At 64.2% G+C, this 16,270-nt stretch carries 13 protein-coding genes, 1 tRNA gene and 1 pseudogene; all 15 read right to left on the reverse strand.

Going from position 1 to position 16,270, the window contains the following annotated elements; translation table 11 throughout:
• Positions 1-141: 141 nt before the first annotated feature.
• A complete protein-coding gene (locus tag I2F59_RS08460) occupies positions 142-2,973 on the reverse strand; it encodes a molybdopterin-dependent oxidoreductase (RefSeq protein ID WP_195503864.1) in 2,832 nt (943 codons plus the stop codon).
• Positions 2,973-3,875, reverse strand: a complete 903-nt coding sequence (locus tag I2F59_RS08465) for an FAD binding domain-containing protein (RefSeq protein ID WP_271755722.1) — start codon at positions 3,873-3,875, stop codon at positions 2,973-2,975. Before I2F59_RS08465 ends, I2F59_RS08460 begins: the two co-directional genes overlap by 1 nt.
• A gap of 134 nt (positions 3,876-4,009) precedes the next feature.
• On the reverse strand, positions 4,010-5,365 hold the full coding sequence (gdhA, locus tag I2F59_RS08470) for an NADP-specific glutamate dehydrogenase (RefSeq protein WP_195503866.1): 1,356 nt from the start codon (positions 5,363-5,365) through the stop codon (positions 4,010-4,012).
• 257 nt (positions 5,366-5,622) lie between these two features.
• Positions 5,623-6,018 (reverse strand): DUF3343 domain-containing protein, encoded by a 396-nt coding sequence (locus tag I2F59_RS08475; RefSeq protein WP_195503867.1) that lies wholly within the window; start codon positions 6,016-6,018, stop codon positions 5,623-5,625.
• A 15-nt stretch (positions 6,019-6,033) separates the two neighbouring features.
• On the reverse strand, positions 6,034-6,666 hold the full coding sequence (gene mobA, locus I2F59_RS08480) for a molybdenum cofactor guanylyltransferase (RefSeq protein WP_195503868.1): 633 nt from the start codon (positions 6,664-6,666) through the stop codon (positions 6,034-6,036).
• 155 nt (positions 6,667-6,821) lie between these two features.
• A tRNA-Sec gene (locus I2F59_RS08485) sits at positions 6,822-6,918 on the reverse strand.
• Positions 6,919-7,067: 149 nt separating this feature from the next.
• The gene (selB, locus tag I2F59_RS08490) at positions 7,068-9,035 is read right to left on the reverse strand and encodes a selenocysteine-specific translation elongation factor (protein WP_195503869.1); all 1,968 of its coding nucleotides are present in this window, start codon (positions 9,033-9,035) and stop codon (positions 7,068-7,070) included.
• A complete protein-coding gene (selA, locus tag I2F59_RS08495) occupies positions 9,032-10,489 on the reverse strand; it encodes an L-seryl-tRNA(Sec) selenium transferase (protein WP_229065415.1) in 1,458 nt (485 codons plus the stop codon). Before selA ends, selB begins: the two co-directional genes overlap by 4 nt.
• 76 nt (positions 10,490-10,565) lie before the next feature.
• Positions 10,566-12,683: a molybdopterin-containing oxidoreductase family protein gene (locus tag I2F59_RS08500; protein WP_195503870.1), complete on the reverse strand. Its 2,118-nt coding sequence runs from the start codon at positions 12,681-12,683 to the stop codon at positions 10,566-10,568.
• Positions 12,684-12,805: 122 nt separating this feature from the next.
• Positions 12,806-13,645 (reverse strand): formate/nitrite transporter family protein, encoded by an 840-nt coding sequence (locus I2F59_RS08505; RefSeq protein ID WP_195503871.1) that lies wholly within the window; start codon positions 13,643-13,645, stop codon positions 12,806-12,808.
• Between the two features lie 39 nt (positions 13,646-13,684).
• Complete coding sequence (gene hycI / locus I2F59_RS08510) at positions 13,685-14,188, reverse strand: hydrogenase maturation peptidase HycI (RefSeq protein WP_195503872.1); 504 nt, start codon at positions 14,186-14,188, stop codon at positions 13,685-13,687.
• Complete coding sequence (locus tag I2F59_RS08515) at positions 14,188-14,769, reverse strand: formate hydrogenlyase maturation HycH family protein (protein ID WP_195503873.1); 582 nt, start codon at positions 14,767-14,769, stop codon at positions 14,188-14,190. The genes hycI and I2F59_RS08515 overlap by 1 nt, the downstream gene beginning before the upstream one ends.
• Positions 14,770-14,904: a hypothetical protein gene (locus I2F59_RS10015; protein ID WP_267473371.1), complete on the reverse strand. Its 135-nt coding sequence runs from the start codon at positions 14,902-14,904 to the stop codon at positions 14,770-14,772.
• 230 nt (positions 14,905-15,134) lie between these two features.
• Positions 15,135-15,551 (reverse strand): annotated as a pseudogene (locus I2F59_RS10090) (NADH-quinone oxidoreductase subunit B family protein); the annotation flags it as partial.
• A gap of 2 nt (positions 15,552-15,553) precedes the next feature.
• Entirely contained in the window at positions 15,554-16,270 is a 717-nt protein-coding gene (locus I2F59_RS08525; RefSeq protein ID WP_195503874.1) for a formate hydrogenlyase complex iron-sulfur subunit, read from the reverse strand.

Below are 16,270 nucleotides of genomic sequence, written 5' to 3' on the forward strand. Positions count from 1 at the left end.
CCCCCACAAGCGGGGTAGCTAAAAAAGCCCCGTCCCAAATTAGCTACCCCCATCGGCTATCCTCTGCAGCCCACAATTCAGTTGAAAAGTGGGCTGCAGTTTCCCCGGGCTAGGCAATGAGCGGGTACAGCGCCTCCTCGCCTACTCCCCCAGCAGGGCCTTCTCGGGCGTGATCGGCAGCGAGCGAACCTGGTGGCCGGTGGCGTGCGCCACGGCCGAGGCAACGGCGGCGAGCGGCGTGTTAATGACGACCTCGCCGATCGACTTGGCACCAAACGGACCCGTCGGCTCGTAACTCGGCTCAAAGGCCACGCGAATGCTGCCGATATCCAGGCGCGTGGGCAGCTTGTAGCTCATGAAGTTGCCGGTGCGCAGACGGCCGCGCTCATCGTGCTCGACGATCTCGTAGAGCGCATGGCCGATACCCTGGGCAATGCCGCCCTCGGCCTGGACGCGCGCGAGCGCCTCGTTGATAACGGTGCCGCAGTCCACAGCCGCCACGTAGTCCACCACGGTCACCTTGCCGGTGGCCTTGTCGACCTCGACCTCGGCAATGCCGGCCATAAACGGCGGAGGCGAAACGGGCAGGCAGGCAGAGGCATGCGAGGTGAGCGCGTCGCCGCCCGCAATGTTCTTGACGCACAGGTTGGCAAAGTCGCGCAGCGTGAGGTAGCGGTTCTGCTCGCGTGCGGCACGCTCGTCGGACAGGCGCACGTACTGGCCATCGAAGACCACGTCAGCAGCGTCCACGTCCCACATCTGGGCGGCCTTGGCGCAGATCTTCTCACGCAGCTCGGTCGCGGCGTTCTTGGCGGCAAGGCCCGTCACGTACGTACCCGAGCTCGCGTACGAGCCGGCATCGAACGGCGACACGTCGGTGTCCACGCCGCGTACCACGATCATTGAACTCTCCACGCCCAGCTCCTCGGCGGCAATCTGCGCCAGGATCGTGTCGACGCCCATGCCGTTATCGGTGGCGCCGGTGCCAATGGTAATGAAGCCGTCCTCTTCAAGGCGCATGTCGATGCCGGCGATGTCCACGTTGGAGATGCCCGAGCCCTGCATGGTGAGCGCGCAGCCCAGGGCTCGCACGCGGTCGCCCAGGTCGACGGCCAGCGGCTTGTCGCGCCAGCCGATCATGTCCATCGCGCGCAGCAGGCAGCGGTCGAGCGCACAGGCGTTGAGCTTCTCGTTGTAGTACTGCGGCATGATCTCGCCCTCGCGCACCATGTTCTTAAGGCGCAGGTCGGCGGGGTCCATGTGCAGCATGTCGGCGAGCTCGTTGACGGCGCTCTCCACGGCAAACTGGCCCTGGGTGGCACCGTAGCCGCGATACGCGCCGCCGCGGTTGGTGTTGGTGTAGACGGCGTCCCAGCTAAAGCGGCTCGCCTTCACATGGTTGTAGATGGGCAGGCTCTTATGGCCCGAAAGGCCGATTGTCGTGGTAGCGTGCTCGCCGTACGCGCCGGCGTTAGACAGCGTGTGCAGATCGATGGCCGTGATGGTGCCGTCGTTCATGGCGCCCAGCTTGACGGTCATCTGCATCTGGTGGCGCGAGTTGCCCGCGGTGATGGTCTCCTCACGGGTGTAGCAGCAGTAACTCGGACGGCCGGTCTGCTGCGTCACAAACGCAACGAAGATCTCGCAGCAGCCCGTCTGCTTGGAGCCAAAGCCGCCGCCGATGCGCGGCTTAATGACCTGCACCTGCGACTGCGGGATATCGAGCGACTGCGCGACCATGCGGCGCACGTGGAAGGGCACCTGCGTGGAGGTGGTCACCGAGATACGCCCAAACGCGTCGGTCGTCGCGAAGGCGCGGAAGGTCTCCATGGGCGCGGTCTGCGTGGCCTGGCTGGTGTAGGTGCGAGTGAAGACGATGTCGCTCTGGGCGAAGGCCTCGTCCAAGTCGCCAAAGTCGCTCGTGCCGCTGCATACCAAGTTGCGCGGAACGTCGCCGCCCTGCGGGAACATAAAGGTCACGTCACCCTCGGGGTGGACCACGATGTCATTATCGAGCGCCTGGGTAAAGTCGAGCAGCGGCTCGAGCACCTCATAGTCGACCTTAATGAGTTTGAGCGCCTTGTCAGCAGACTCCTCAGTCTCGGCGGCGACGATCGCCACCTCCTCGTTTTGGTAGCGCACCAGGTTCTCAAGAATCAGACGGTCGTAGGGCGAAGGCTGCGGATAGCTCTGGCCGGCGATGGTAAAGCGGCGCTTGGGCACGTCCTCGTAGGTGTAAACGCCCACCACGCCGGGCACCTTCAGGGCACGCGACGTATCGATGGAGCGGATCTTGGCGCGGGCATAGGGACTGCGCTTGAGTTTGACAATGAGCGCGCCGGCGGGCACGAGGTCGCCCGTGTAGACGGGACGGCCCTCGAGCAGGGCCTTCGAGTCCTTCTTGGGCTGCTTGTGAGTGATCTGCTTGTAGGAGACACCGTCGCAGCTGGTGTCGTTGACCGGCAGCTCGGGCATCTCAAAGCCCACCCGCACGCCGGACTCGTTAAGGAAGCGCACGATAGCGCGCAGCTGGCTCTCGTAGCCGCTACAGCGGCAGAGGTTGCCGGCGAGCTGGCGCGAGAGCTCCTCGCGCGTGGCGACGAGGTTCGGGTCCTCCTTGGCGGCGCGGGCAAGCGCCAGCACGTTCATGATGAGGCCGGGGGCACAAAAACCGCACTGCTCGGCGCCTTCGGCAGCCATCGCACGGGCCAGCGCCTCGGACTCGGCTTTGAGGCCCTCGAGCGTGGTGATGGTGTGGCCCTCAACACGGGCGGCGGGAACCGAGCAGCTCAGCACCGGGTCGCCGTCGAGCCACACCGTGCACAGACCGCAGTTGGTGGTTTCGCAGGCGCAGCGCACCGACGCGCAACCCTGCTCACGCAAAAGCGAAAAGAGCATGGTGTCGGGGGCAATCTGAACCTTGACCTTGCGGCCGTTGAGCGTAAAGGAAAAATCGATGAGTTTGGCAGCCATTAGCGCACCTCGCTAGAATCGACGCCGGGCACGCGGCGGCAGGAATACTCGTCCGTGGCAAACTTAGGAATCTGCAAGCCCTCGAGCTCGCGGGCAAGCGCGGCCGAAAGCTCGATGCCGGCGGCGCGGCGCACGGCCTGCACGGCAAGCGGCGCCGAGACGCGACGGCGGTACTCAGCCGAGCCCCACAGGTTGGTGCCGTAGCTCAGCGCACGCACGGATGCGGCAAGGGCGCGAAGCTCGTCCTCGGAAGGCTGCTCGCTGGCGAGGCCACATGCCTCGCCCTGCAGCAGGGTCGCGCGCAGCGGGCGGGCACCCACGGTGACATGCCAGCTGTTGTCCCACCATGCAGCGGTGACATTGAGCGAGGGGAAGTCGGTCGCGGCCTTGCGCACGGCCTCATAGCTCGCGCGGTAGTCGTGCTTAACGACCACGACGCGCTCGATCACGTCGCGCACGTAGCCCATGTCAACGAACTCGGCGAGCGGCACGCGGCCGGCACCCGTCAGCTCAACATACGAATCGAGCGCCAGGAACGCCGAGAGCACGTCCGAGAAGCCAAAGCGGCCGTAGATGCTGCCGCCTACCGTGGCGGTGTTGCGCAGCTGCACACCCACGATGTCATGGACGGCGAACTCAAAGACATTGTTGACAAGCGCGTTAAGCTCGGCATGGCGCTCGAGCTGGCGCAGGGTGCACATGGCTCCGATGCGAAACTCGGTCTCGGTCTCCTCGATCTGATCGAGTCCACAGGCCGAAAGGTCAATCGCCGTCGCCACACGACGCGAACCCAGACGCATCCAGATGCCGCCGCCCACAATCTTGTTGTTGCGGTTTTTCTGCAAGAGCTCATAGGCTTCGGCCGCGTTTCCAACACGGACGTAGGTACCGAACTTGAGCACGTTCTCCCCCATCTCTTCACTTGTCCAGTACTTTTAAGTGTACCAAACGAGGGGCCGTCGCCATCGTCACCATAGAAAAAGGCTCCCAGCCAAGATGACTGGGAGCCTTCCGCGATGCTATATCGAGCGAAGATTTAGCAGACGCCCTGGGCGAGCATGGCGTCGGCGACCTTCAGGAAGCCGGCGATGTTGGCGCCCATGACAAAGTTGCCCTCCTGGCCATACTCCTTGGCGGTGTCGTCCACGTTGTGGAACATGCCACGCATGAGCTGCTCGAGCTTGCCGTCGACCTCCTCGAAGGTCCAGGACAGGTGCTCGGCGTTCTGGCTCATCTCAAGGCCGGACACGAGCACGCCACCGGCGTTAGCAGCCTTACCGGGCATAAAGGCGACGCCGTTCTCCTGGAAGTAGGTCGTGGCCTCGATGGTCGTGGGCATGTTCGCGCCCTCGCCGACCACCTTGCAGCCGTTGGCGACGAGCGCCTGGGCGTCCTCGAGCAGCAGCGTGTTCTCGCGAGCGCAGGGCAGCGCGATGTCGCAGGGCAGCTGCCACACGCCGCGGCCGTCGCCCTCGTGCCACACGGCGTTAGGCTTCTCGTCAACGTACATAGCGAGCGTGACACCCTTGTCGTGGCCGGAGCGCTTCTTGTTGTAGACATGCTCGAGCACGGTGTAGTCGATGCCGTCGGGATCCTCGACCCAGCCATGGGTGTCGGAGCAGGCAAGCACCTTGCCGCCGAGCTGGGCGACCTTCTGGACCGCGTAGATGGCGACGTTACCGGAGCCGTGAACGACGACGTTCTTGCCCTCGAAGGAGTCGCCGCGGCTCTTGAGGTACTCGTCCACAAAGTAGGCCAGGCCGTAGCCGGTGGCCTCGGTACGGGCGAGCGAGCCGCCAAAGGAGAGGCCCTTGCCGGTGAGGACGCCGGTCCACTCGTTGGTCAGGCGCTTGTACTGACCGAACAGGTAGGCAACCTCGCGGCCGCCAACGCCCAGGTCGCCGGCGGGAACGTCGGTGTTGGGGCCGATGTGGCGATAGAGCTCGGTCATGAAGGACTGGCAGAAGTGCATGATCTCGTTGTTGGACTTGCCCTTGGGGTCAAAGTCGGAGCCGCCCTTGCCGCCGCCCATGGGAAGGGTGGTCAGGCTGTTCTTGAGGATCTGCTCCAGGCCCAGGAACTTGAGCATACCCAGGGTGACCGTCGGGTTAAAGCGCAGGCCGCCCTTGTAGGGTCCAATGGCAGAGTTGAACTCGACGCGGTAGCCGCGGTTGACCTGAACCTTGCCCTGGTCGTCGACCCAGGGGACACGGAACATAACGATGCGCTCGGGCTCGACGAAGCGCTCCAGCAGGGCGGCCTCCTCGTACTCGGGATGGGCGTCGAGCGCCGGCTGGATGGTGCCGAGGATCTCGGTCGCGGCCTGGATGAACTCAGGCTGCTCGGGATAGCGGGCCTTGAGCTCTTCGAGAACTTTCTGCGTGTAGCTCATGCTTCCTCCAATTGATGGAAAAGAAAAGTGTCGTTCGAGGCGCCCCATGCGCCGCGAGCTTTATCGAGTATGGATAATATCGTACTGTTGCAGCAAAGTTACGCATAAGCCGACGAGCAGATGTTTCGTTTTGATTACGATGCAGGTAGAAGCGTTTTTGAGCAACCTACGTACAAATCGCGTGTTTCGAAGCTGTTTCGTCAACGTGTTCCAAACCACCACAAAGGTGCCTGTCCCCAATGTGGTGGTTTTGGTGGTTAGAGGACGAGCTGATGGTAATCGGCGGGGGTTATGCGGCCTTCGGTGGCAGCGCGGAAGGCGGAGAGCGCATCGCCCGAGAACGGCATGGCCCAGCACAGGCCGCAGCCGGCGGTGATGGAGCCGGGCAGCGGCATGATGCGCCCGGGCACACCGGCGGCAAGGCACAGCTGCTCGCATTCCATCACATCGAAGGTACTGTCAAACGACACGATAATCTTGCGCTCGTGGTCGAGGGCATCGCCGGACGGGCCTTCGCGGTGTGCCTCACGATACGCCGCGGCGGCCGCTTCCTCTTCCGCAGTATGTCCACAGCCACCGCAGCCGCAGGTACAGGGCTCGGAACCATCACAAGTGCAAGGCTCTCCCGTGTCGGGAGAAATATCGTGAGACATGGCAACTCCAATCGTCTAGGCGAGTAACTCGGCCGCCGCAAACTCCTTGGGCGTATTGACGTTCTCGAAACAGAGCGTCGAGCCCGCGGCCTTAACGATCTGCGGCTCATCCATATAACCAGCCTGAACGCGATTGATCAGGCAGCGAATGCGCTGGCGGTCGCAGGCGAGCAGCTCTTGGGCAACCGGCGCACACGCGTCACGGCGCCAGACGGCACAAAGTGGCTCAATCCCCCGCTCCTCGTGCGGCACGCACACGTCGAGCGCCTCGGCCTCAACACGATCGGCGAGCGCACCGATGAGTTCCGGCGAGACAAACGGCATATCGCAGGCGACAATCGCCACGAGCGGCAATCGGGCCGCGGCCAACGAGCTCGCGATGCCGCGCATGGCACCCGCCGGTCCTTCAAGGTCCGCCACCACACGCGGCACCAGGCCGCCAAACGCGTGCTCCTCAAGATAGGCAAGCTCGCTGGGACGCGAAGTCGTCACGACCAACTCGCCGGCAACTGGCGCCAGCCGACCCAGCACGCGCTCGATGAGTGGCTCGCCGCAAAACGCCATGCGCGCCTTATCGCAGCCCATGCGCGAGGACAGCCCGCCCGCCTGGACGACACAAGAAAGATCGGCACGTCTTACGGTAGTCATACGGCAAAACACCTCCATCGGCATGCTCGAAACCCGGTGCACGAAGCCAAATGCCGTCGCCGATAAAGCCGGCGGCACGGCAAACCCATGCAAAAACAAAACAGCGCCTTTGCGGCACGCAGCAAGACCGCGAGCACAAAAGCGCTGGTAGCGTGTGGCGGGAACGTATGTGAATCGAACACATCCAAGACGTTTTGCACGCCTCGCAACGGTTTTGAGGACCGCGGAGCCCACCGGAGCCCATCCGTTCCCAAGTGCGGCGATATTTTACCAAACCGAGCAGGCCCCATCCCAAAAAGACGAACAAGAAGTTGCGGTGGAATAGTTCCTGTATTTGCTGCCAAAGCCTCCAAATAGGAACTATTCCACCGCAACTGAGGAGGCGGGAGCGAGTGACCGGCCTAGCGCAGGGAGCGCAGGCCGCCGGCGTCCTTGTCGAGCACCGTAAAGCGCACGGCATCCAGGTGCTCCAAGATGCTGATGGCACGTTTGCGCGACACACCCAGGGCCTCGCGCAGCACGCTCGTGGTGGCAGCGCCGCCGGCTGCCTCAATGGCGGCAGCAACAAGCTCGCGCGCATGGGCCTCGGCGGTAGCGGACAGGGCAACGTCGCGTTCGACCTTAACGATCGAGCGATTGAGCGAAAGCTCGCGCAGGGCACGCGTCATGGTGTCGCGATCGAGCTGCAACTGCTCGCCCACTTCGGGCAACGTCGGTGCATCGAGGCCGGCCCCATCGAGCAGCGCCACAATGCGCTCGCAAGCCTCTCGTACCACGCGTGCCGCCGCGGCGGCCGAATGCGGGTCGAACACCTCGGCGCCCTCGGCGGCGCATACGCCACGCGAGCAGCCCTCGGCAATCAGAGCCGCGGCAACGGCTTCATCCGCAGCGGGCCAGGCGGCATGGGCAACGGCGCCGGGCGTAAAGCCCGTTTCCTTGGGGGCCGCCGCGTGCATGGCGGTCAGGGTCGCCACCAGTGCATCCATCGCGGCGTCGAGCACGGCGGCATTCACATACAGCGAATCGCCCGAGCCGGCAAGCTCGCACACAGCACCTCGCGCCACCAACTCGTTCAGCGCGGCATCGACTCCACCGGAAACAAGATCCAGCGCCGCGGCAACGTCGGCAGCCACGACCGGCAACGTCTGCAGCGCCAGCCACGCCTCAACACCAGCGGCGGTATCGCCGGCCTCAAGCGCCGCAAGCAGCGTGCACTCCTCCGCCGAAAGCTCGCGCGAGCGACGGCAGCGCGAAAGCAGCACACGCCCGCCGCCAATGAGCATAACGGGCGAATACGACAGCACCACGGCATGGTCTCCGGCGCGCAGCGGCAACGGCTCCTCCAAGCGCACCTGTACGGTACGGGTCTCGCCCACTGCCATGGGGGCCTCGCCCTCCATGAACATGATGCGGCCGACGACCTCGGCCGTACCGGCCATCACGTGCACGCGCGCGCCCGACTCCAGCACGCGCGGCTTGGCACCCTCGCGACCCAGATAGGTGAACGTCATCATAAAGCGCAACGTCTGACCAAAGCGGCCCGCCACGCCCAGCATCTCACCGCGATCGAGCGTGGCGACGGCATCGCCCGCCAAGTTGAGAGCCACACGCTGACCGGGCAACGCCTGCGGCGTATCGCCATGCACCTGAATCCCACGCACGCGACAGACCGTACGCGACGGCAAAGCCATCAGCTCGTCGCCCACCGCCACCGGCGCATCGTGCAGCGTTCCCGTCACGACGGTGCCGGCGCCCTTGATCGTAAAGCAGCGGTCAATCGGCAAGCGCGGCGCGGCATCGGTACGCTCGGCACGGTCGCGGCAGGAATCCCAGCAGGTACTAACCTGCTCGTCGAGCGCAGCCAACAGCGCGCCAATCCCCTCGCCGGTCTTGGATGACACGGGCACGATCGGCGCGTCCGCAAACACGGTGACCGACAAAAAATCATCGACGTCGAGCTCGGCCAGCTCAATCATTTCGCTATCGGCCAGGTCGCACATCGTCAGCGCCACCACCATGTGTGTGACGCCCAGCAGCTCCAGCACATGCACGTGCTCGCGCGTCTGCGGCATCACGCCCTCGACGGCCGATACCACCAGCACGGCGACGTCGATGCCTGTCGCACCCTGTACCATGGCGCGCAGGTAGTGCGCATGCCCCGGCACGTCAACCAGGCCAACGATCTTGCCACTCGGCAGCGCTAGCTCGCCAAAGCCCAGCTCAACGGTCATGCCACGACGACGCTCAACTTCCAGGCGGTCGGGGTTTTTACCCGTCAGCGCCTCGATGAGCGCCGACTTACCGTGGTCGACGTGCCCCGCCGTACCTACGATAACGGGACATTCCACCAACGCTTCGGCCCCACTCATCGGCGCACCGCCTTGGCAACGCATGCGGCAAGCGTCGACGCCGCCGTCTCAATATCGCGGTCGCCCACGAGCGTACGGACGTCAAACAAAATGCGATCGTGCGAGGTTCGTGTGACAACCGGCGTGTCGAAGTCCTGGACAAGCGAGCGCTTGAGCGCGTCGACCGTCAGGCGCTCATCAACAAGACGCACGGCAACGCACATCGTGGGCAGCTCAACGGTAGGCAGCGAACCACCACCGGGCGTCGAGGACTCCTCGACAATCTCCAACTCAACGGCACACGGGCAACCGGCCTTATCGAGCCCGGCGACCATACAATCGCGCAGCTTGCGAGCACGACGCTCCAGATGAGCCTGCGGAAGCGTGAGCATGCTGAGCACCGGAATATCGCGATGGGCGACGTCGGCGCCGTCCATGTAGATACGCAGCGTGGCCTCGAGCGCCGTGAGCGCCAGTTTGCCCGGACGCAGAGCGCGCATGAGCGGATGTGCGCCGCAGGCCTGGACCAGATCGCGACGGCCCATGATGATGCCCGCCTGCGCGGCGCCCAGCAGCTTATCGCCCGAGCACGACACGATATCGAGCCCCGCCGCGACCGAAGCCGGCGTGGTCTCCTCGCCGCCGCGCACCAAGATGTCGTCGGGCAACAGCGCCCCCGAGCCCTGGTCTTCATAGAACAGCAGGCCGTGCTTATGGGCAAGCGCCGCAAGCTCCCGAGAACCCACCTCCTCGTGGAAACCCTCGATGCGATAGTTAGAAGGATGGACCTTAAGGATCATCGCCGTATCGGGCGTAATGGCGCGCTCGTAGTCGCTCAAATGCGTGCGGTTGGTGGCCCCGACCTCGACGAGCCTGGCGCCCGAGGCCGCCATGACGTCGGGGATGCGGAAGCTGCCGCCAATCTCGACAAGCTCGCCGCGGCTGACGATGACCTCCTTGCCCGCGGCATGGGTTGCCAACACCAACAGCACGGCGGCCGCGTTATTGTTGACGACCAACGCATCCTCGGCACCGGTAAGCGAGCGGATGAGTTGCGCGGCATGCTCTTTGCGCGACCCGCGCGAGCAGGTGTCCACGCTGTACTCGAGCGTGCTGTAGCCGCGTGCGACCTCGGCCACGGCCTTGGCGGCCGACTCCGCGAGCGGGGCTCGACCCAGATTTGTATGGATAACAACACCCGTGGCGTTGACGGCGGGACGCAGGCTCGGCAGCGCGGAGCGGTGGGCACGCCACTCGATGGCCGAAGCCAGGTCGCGCTTAGAGCGCGGGGCGGCACCGGCGCGAATGGCGGCGCGCTCCTCGTCGAGCTCGGCCGTGACGGCGGCATGCACCACCGCGTCGCAGGTCTCCCCCGCCGCCTTCACCACCGGCCACTCGGCAAGCAGCTCGTTGACGGAGGGAATGGCGCGCAGGCGGGCGCGCACCTCATCGGACATGTTCTGGCTATCGCTCATGTGCGGCCTTTCAAAACCAAAGGTGAATCAATCGTTCGAACGTCAAACTATCAGCCAATTCGATCGGCTGAGTCAATCATTCGCTATTATCCTCGCGCGCCGCGATCTTTTCCACGCGAACGGCGTTTTCCTGGGTGAGCGCGGCACCCGTCAACGGGTCCCAGCGCAGCGGCGTGTGGTCGAGTGGCCCGACGCCCAGGGCCTGCCGGCCACCACTCTCAGCACCCAATGCGCGCCCACCGGGAGCAGCCGACGTAAAGATGCACGCCGGATGCAGATATGGCGTCGTCTCCACGCGCACGCGGTCGCGGCCCATGTCGCTCACAAGCTCGACAACCTCGCCATCGGCGATACCCATGCGAGCGGCGGCGTCGGCGTTCATCTGCACGGCGTCCAAGTCCGACCCCACCTCGGCGGCACCGGCCGCCGCGAGCCTGCGCGAGGTGTGCGACTCGAAGGGCCGGTTACCGCTAATGAGGCGAAACATCCCCGGACCGGGCTCCACCATGGGAGCGATCCAGTTGGGTACACGACCCAGGCCGGCTCGCTCCCATACGTCGCTTGCCAGCGCGATCCTGCCGCCGTTCAAGGGAATCACCGGCTCGCCCGTGCGCGACGGCAGCGCCACGCCCGTATCGGCCCAACCGCGCTCCTTGAGCTCGTCCAGATCAATCCCAAACGGCGCCACCTGGACCGCCGCCAGATCGTCAGACGTAAACTGGAAGTACTCGCCCGCGCCACACGCCTGCGCCAGACCGGCAAAAATCTCCCGACCGGGACGTGTGTCGTCATGCTGCACAGGCAGCACGGCGTTGCGGTAGAACACACGCGCATCGTTGGCACCCACGACTGTGCCCACACCGCGGTCGGCCTCCAGATACGTCACGTCAGGCAGCACGAAGTCAGAAGCACGCGCCGTCTCGGACCAGCGAATATCAATCGTCACGAGCAAGTCGAGCTGCTGCAAAATACCCAACCAAGCCTGCGCATTGCCATAGCCCGCACCGGGGTTACTGGCATAGACGATGAGCCCACGCAAATCGCCGGCAAGAATGGACTGACCGATGGTCGTACACAGGCCGCGCACCGGATCGACCAGTGGATAGCGCTCGGACCCCAACTTGGGCTCGCGCGGCACCGGCGGCGTCGCAAAGCGCGTGGGATCAAGGTCGCCCAGCGCAAGCGGCGTGGGCGGATTGAGCGCGCCGCCCGCATGCCCGATGCAGCCCAGCAGCACATCGACCAAGCAGATAGCGCGCGCGGTCTGAGTGCTATTGGCATACGCGATACCGATGCCGCCATGAAAGCCCGCATCCACCACTGCAGCAGGCGCCGCGGCAGCCAAATCGCGCGCCGTCGCGACAATCTCTTCGGCCGGCACGTCGCACATCGACTCGGCCCACTCAGGCGTCCAAACAGCAGCCGCCTGCGCCAGCTCGTCAAACCCCGTGGTATAGCGGTCAACGAACTCGTGATCGTACAGGTCCTCGGCAATCAACACATGGGCGATGCCCAGCAGTAGTGCCAAATCGCAGCCCGGGCGCACGCGCAGCCAGCGGTCGGCAAGCGCGGCGGAGCCGCTGCGCCGGGGGTCGACCACGATAATCTTCGCCCCACGGCGACGGGCATCGTTGAGCGCATCAACGGCCCCCATCGTCGACGAATCGACAATGGAACGCCCCAAATACATGATGCAATCGGTATGTGCCAGGTCGGAGGCGGGACTATAGCCCAAGCTATGTTCCCAGCCGGTGAGACGGCTTACCTCGCAGGCGCCATCGGCACCGTACACGTTAGGCGAGCCCAGCGCATGCATAAGACGATAGGCCCAGTAGCGGTCGAACGAGGGCACGCCGAGTGTCATGCCCAGCGCACGAGGCCCGCGCTCGTCAACAATCCCCAAAAGGCGTTCGGCAATCTGGGTAAACGCCTCATCCCAGCTCACCGCATCAAACCCCGAGCCATCAGCTCGGCGGCGCATGGGATGTAAAATCCGGTCGCGCTCGTCAAACGGCATGGACAGGCGATGCCGCCCGCGGGAGCACAGAGCACGAGCCGCGCACGGATGCCCCGGCGCCGGCAACTCGGCCACCACGCGACCGTCCTCAACTCGTGCCGCAAAGGCGCAATCGGCATAGCATCCCCCGCATGTGGTCACCACGGCGCGACCGTCACGCTTCACAGCAGATGCCATCTCGATTACCCCTTTCACAAGTAAAACACAACAGGCCAACAGCCCGGCAACGAGCCCCAGACCCAAAAAGCCTCCCGCACGGCAACGCCCCGCGGGAGGCCCAATGTCAAACAGACGGCACCTTACGCCTCGGACTTCTTGGCGTAGATAAACCAGTAGCCGAGCGCGATCAGAACCGCGCCACCCACGATGTTGCCCAGCGTGGCGGCGGATAGGTTAAACGCAATGCCCGCGACGTTGAGGGCATCGGCCCCGGCAACCTCGGCACCATAACCGCATGCATGCATCACGGCGCCCATGGGCAAAAAGTACATGTTGGCGACGCAGTGCTCAAAACCGCAGGCCACAAAGGCAGCGATGGGCAACAGAATGCCCACAACCTTATCGACCACGGTCTTGCCAGCGGTACCGATCCACACGGCAAGGCACACAAAGATGTTACACAGGATGCCGCGGAAGAAGATCGTCACCCAGTCAATCGTCACCTTGCCGGCGGCAACGCTCACCATGGAGTTGGCGACCGCCTCGCCGTTGAGCTTATAGATGCCGGCCATGTATACCAAAAAGACGATGAACAGGGCACCGACAAAATTGCCGACCCATACGACGACCCAAGCCTTGAGCATCTGGACCAGGGTGATCTTTTTGCTCTTGAGTGCGCAGACCATAAGCGAATTACCGGTAAACAGCTCGGCGCCGCACACCAGCACCAGCACCAGGCCCAGGCAAAAGCACAGGCCGCCCACGACGCGCTGGGCGCCCCAGCCCAGCGTGCTATCGCTCAAGAACACGGTAAAGAACAGGCCGCCGAAGGCAATGAACGCGCCGGCGAACATCGCCAAAACAAAGGCCTTTGCGACCGGCAGGTTAGCCTTGGTCACGCCGGCGGCCTCGGTCTTGGCCTCGATCGCGGCGGGCGCAAGGCAATCGGGAGCGGGGTACTCCGCCTTGGAATCTGCCATGTCAATCACTTCTTTCCTAATCAGCAGGGACAAGCGCTCCTATTGCTCTTGTCCCAAGCGGACAAAGTGGGAAAAGTCGTTGGCGGCCACGGCGTCGTACACGGCGTCGACGGCCTCAAAGACCTCCGGGGACATGGGGTTGTAGAACTCCGTATCGCCCGGCTGAATCCCTATGAAGACGATATCTTCGCACGATTGCTCAATCTCTTCGATCAGAATCGACAAAGGAAGCGAATGCGTGGTGAACATCGATTTGCGGGCCACATCGCGTTTGTCGAGCAGGCGAATGGCACCGACGGGCAGCGCCATGTCGGCGGCATCGACCAAAACCAAACGCGGCGGACGCTCGCGCTTGACCTCGATGATGTCATCCTCGGGCGTCTGACCGCCATCGATGGTGTACCAGCCGCCAAGCGGCGCGTTCTCCATCTTTTTGGAGAGCACGGGGCCGGCGGCATCGTCGGCGCGCAGCACGCTTCCCGCCGTGAGCACGATACCCGCAAACGGGGCGCCGTTCACACGACCATCCACAACGCGACCCATTACTGCAACCTTCCCGTCAGATACACACCCGACACATCGCGCACGCGCTCAACCAGATCGCGAAACTTCATTAAGAACGCGACCTGCTGGGCATGCAGGCCAAAGTCGTCATCGAACACCGAGATGCCGGCCTTGGCCGAGCCGCGAAAACCGCGCTCGTCGAGCAGCGTGTCGCAGGCCTCGAGCAGCGACGGCACCGCCGCCTTGTCGAGCTGGCACTCGCCAAAGGAGCGGATGGCCTCGAACTTGGTCTTGGCCTCCCCCTCCGGCAGCGCGTCGACGAGCGAATAGAAGACGTTCAACGGCACCGACAGGCGCGGCTCAAAGCAATCGAGCACGCCGGTGTGGTGGCCCACGGCGAGCGTGTAGTACAGCACGTCGCAGGCCTCCTGGGGAACGTCTTCCTCGGTCTCAACAAACTTACGCGTGAGCTCATAGAAGACCACCTGGTCGGGCGCGTGGCCCAGGCAGGGATCGGCGACGCCCTCGGCGGCCTCGTCGCTTGCGCGCGAGGCATCGCCAAAAGAGCCACCGAGCATGCCGGGGCCCGCAAAGTAACCAGAGCGGTCCGTGAGCTCCATCTAGCGACCTCCGGCCAGCACCAGATCCTGCAGCGCCGAGTAGACCTCGACGCGGCGCGGATCGTCCTGCTTATCGATGAGCAGCGCCATGGCACCGCGGATATCGCCCTTGGGTGCGCCCTCGAGCGTATCCATAAACTCGTTGGCAGGTCGCGGCCGTAACGGTAACCGCTCATGGCGCGAGCTTCGCGCTCGATGGCAACACGCAGCTTGTACGGCACGCCGGGGTGCAGGATATCGGCCTGCTCGCCGGCGGCCTCCACCGTGGTCTCGGCATGGAGCTTTTGGTCCAGCAGACCGAGCGCCATGGCAAAGCCGTAGACGGTCTGCGCGGGGCTGGGCGGGCAGCCGGGGATATAGACATCGACCGGCAGAATCTTGTCCGTGCCGCCCCAGACGCAGTAGTTGTCGTAGAAGATGCCACCGGTGCAGCCACATGCGCCATAGGACACCACAATCTTGGGATCGGGTGCGGCCTCAAAGGCGCGCAGGGCCGGCATGCGCATGGCACGCGTCACGGCACCGGTGTACAGCAACACATCGGCGTGACGGGGCGAGGGCACGACCTTGATGCCAAAGCGCTCGACGTCGAAGACGGGCGTGATGGAACCAAAGATCTCGATCTCGCAGCCGTTACAGCCACCGCAGTCAACACGGTAGACGTACACCGAGCGCTTGATCTTCTTAAGAAGGGTCGCCTTGGCCTTCTCAATGCTCTCGTCGAGCTCGATCTTGGTCGGGCGGTACTGAAGCCGCTCGGGCAAAAGCGTGGGTTCGGCCATGGTTACTCCTCCTTCGTTTCAAAATCCATGATGATGCCCTCGACCGGCGCCGGACCGGCGGGAATCTCGGGTGCATCGGGGTTGAGCTCGCGGTCGATATACTCCGGGTTCACGCCGTGGCCGCCCAGATACTCCATGCCGGGGCCCTGGGGCTCACCGGACGCAAGCGTCTCGTTGGCAGCCATGCCATGAGCGTTGCCGGTCTTTACGGCCGATGCGGCGCGCAGGGCGTCGAGCTCGCGTTTGCACTCCTGGCACATACCGACGGTACGGGCGGCCTGCTCGGCCTCAATGCCGCCGGCCTTTTGCAGCAGGCGCTTGGCATAGTCGATCTCCTTGTGCGGGGCAAACGGCTTGCCGCAGCGCGAGCAATGCTCGAGCGTATAGACGCTCTTGCTGGTGAGGTCGTCTTTGCTCATGACGGCCAGCTCAAACTCCTCAGTGAGCTTGATGGCCTCCATGGGGCAGGCTTCCTCGCAGCGGCCGCAAAAGATGCAGCGACCGTAGTCGATCGACCAGGTGATGGTATCGGCCGCAAGGTCGGTGTCCATGCGAATGGCATCGGCCGGGCACGCCACGCCGCAGGCACCGCAAGCGATGCAGAGCTCGGCATTGTGCTCGGGCTTGCCGCGCATGTCCTTATTGGTGGGGAACGGCGCAAACGGGTACTTGACCGTCGCGTCGCCGGCCTTGGCGTTAACCTTCCAAAGCTTCAGCAT

This window comes from Collinsella aerofaciens, assembly GCF_015556945.1.
GTDB lineage: Bacteria > Actinomycetota > Coriobacteriia > Coriobacteriales > Coriobacteriaceae > Collinsella > Collinsella aerofaciens_AO.